General features: G+C 74.8%; 2 protein-coding genes and 1 pseudogene. All 3 read right to left on the reverse strand.

Going from position 1 to position 1,572, the window contains the following annotated elements; genetic code table 11:
* Positions 1-214, reverse strand: a pseudogene (locus tag CQZ88_RS18595) (protein CoxE); the annotation flags it as partial.
* Positions 211-1,080 carry a MoxR family ATPase gene (locus CQZ88_RS18600; RefSeq protein WP_006946617.1) on the reverse strand — a complete coding sequence of 290 codons (870 nt, stop codon included), beginning with the start codon at positions 1,078-1,080 and terminating at the stop codon, positions 211-213. The gene CQZ88_RS18600 and the pseudogene CQZ88_RS18595, both read right to left, overlap by 4 nt.
* 25 nt (positions 1,081-1,105) lie before the next feature.
* The coding region (locus tag CQZ88_RS31305) for an XdhC family protein (protein WP_258008661.1) at positions 1,106-1,572 on the reverse strand (467 nt) is incomplete at its 5' end.

Genomic DNA, 1,572 nt, shown 5'->3' on the forward strand with positions numbered 1-1,572 from the left:
CGAATGCCGCGAGCGCGTCCTGCCGATCGACGAGGGCCACCCGCGCGGTCCAGTACAGCCGGCTGCGGGTGCGCGGCGGGTACAGCCGCAGCGCCCGCACCAAGGTCGCGGCGGCGGTCGCGGCGACGGGCACGCCGGCGCGGCGCAACCGGTCGGTGAGCGCCACGGTGAACGCGGCGAGGTCGACGCCGCGCAGCAGCAGCGCGGTGCTCACGCCCGGTACTCCTCGTACTCGGCACGGATCGTGGTCCGGTCGTCGGGGGTCTTGGCGAGCGCGGTCAGCGTCGCCACCGCGCCCGGGTGGACCAGATCCCCCACCCCGAGCGCGACGAGCGCGGACACCCAGTCGATGGTCTCGGCGATGCCCGGCGCCTTGTCCAGGTCCAGCCGGCGCACGGAGGCGACGAAGTCGGCGGCCGATTCGACGAGCGCGAGGTTCGCGGCGGGGACGGTGCGGCGCAGGATCGCGACGGCGCGGTCCCGGTCCGGGTAGTCGATCCAGTGGTAGAGGCAGCGCCGGCGCAGAGCGTCGTGCAGGTCTCGGCTGCGGTTGGAGGTGAGCACGACGATCGGGGGCCGCGCGGCGGTGAGGGTGCCCAGTTCGGGGATCGTGACGGAGAACTCGCCGAGGAACTCGAGCAGCAGCGCCTCGAACTCGTCGTCGGCCCGGTCGATCTCGTCGATGAGCAGTACCGGCGCGGTGGGGCCGCGGTGCCGCACGCAGCGCAGCACCGGCCGCTCGAGCAGGAACTCCTCGGTGTAGAGGTCGGCCTCGCTCAGACTCTCACCCCGGGTCTCGGCGAGCCGGATCGCGAGCAGTTGCCGCTGGTAGTTCCAGTCGTAGAGGGCCTCGCTCGCGGCGAGGCCCTCGTAGCACTGCAGCCGGATCAGCTCGGTGCCCACGGCGGCGGCGAGGGCCTTGGCGGCCGTGGTCTTGCCGACGCCGGGCTCGCCCTCGAGCAGCAGCGGCCGGCCGAGCTCCACCGCGAGGTACAGGGCGGTGGCGGTGCCCTCGTCGAGCAGGTAATCCTGGTCGTCGAACCGGCGGATGACATCGTCGACGCCGCCGAACACGCTCATCGGCCGGCTCCCGGGGCCGGTCCCGTCACGAACACGCGGCGTGTTCCTTCTGGTAGGTGCGGCGGCAGCCCGGGCAGCAGAACCACACGTCCGTGCCGGCGTCGGTCAGGTGCGGGGTGTCGGCGGTGACGGTGACGGTCATCCCGCACACGGGGTCCACCGCGGTGTGCGGCGGCGCGGCCGGCGCGACGGGCGCACCGAGGCTCTCGCGGCGGATCGCCTGCACCAGTTCGGCGACGATCGACAGCCCGATCTCCGCGGCGGTGCGCGCACCGATGTCGAGACCCGCGGGGGTGTGCACGCGGGCCCGTTCGTCGGGGCGCACCTCGGCCTGCGCGAGCACGTCGGCGCCGCGCCGCCGGCTGGCGACGAGGCCGACGTAGCCGATGCCGGCGTCGAGGGCGGCCCGGATCATCCCGGCCTCCTCGCCGCCGAGGCTCGCGACGACGACGGCGGTGGCGTCGGCGTCGGGGGCGGCGCCCGGGCCGGGGC

Origin of the sequence: Rhodococcus sp. ENV425 (genome assembly GCF_002887785.1) — a bacterium.
Lineage (GTDB): Bacteria > Actinomycetota > Actinomycetes > Mycobacteriales > Mycobacteriaceae > Rhodococcus > Rhodococcus aetherivorans.

Coding starts and splice junctions, on each gene's coding strand:
- CQZ88_RS18600 (WP_006946617.1), bottom strand. CDS start 1,080: ATGAGCGTGTTCGGCGGCGTCGACGATGTCATCCGCCGGTTCGACGAC.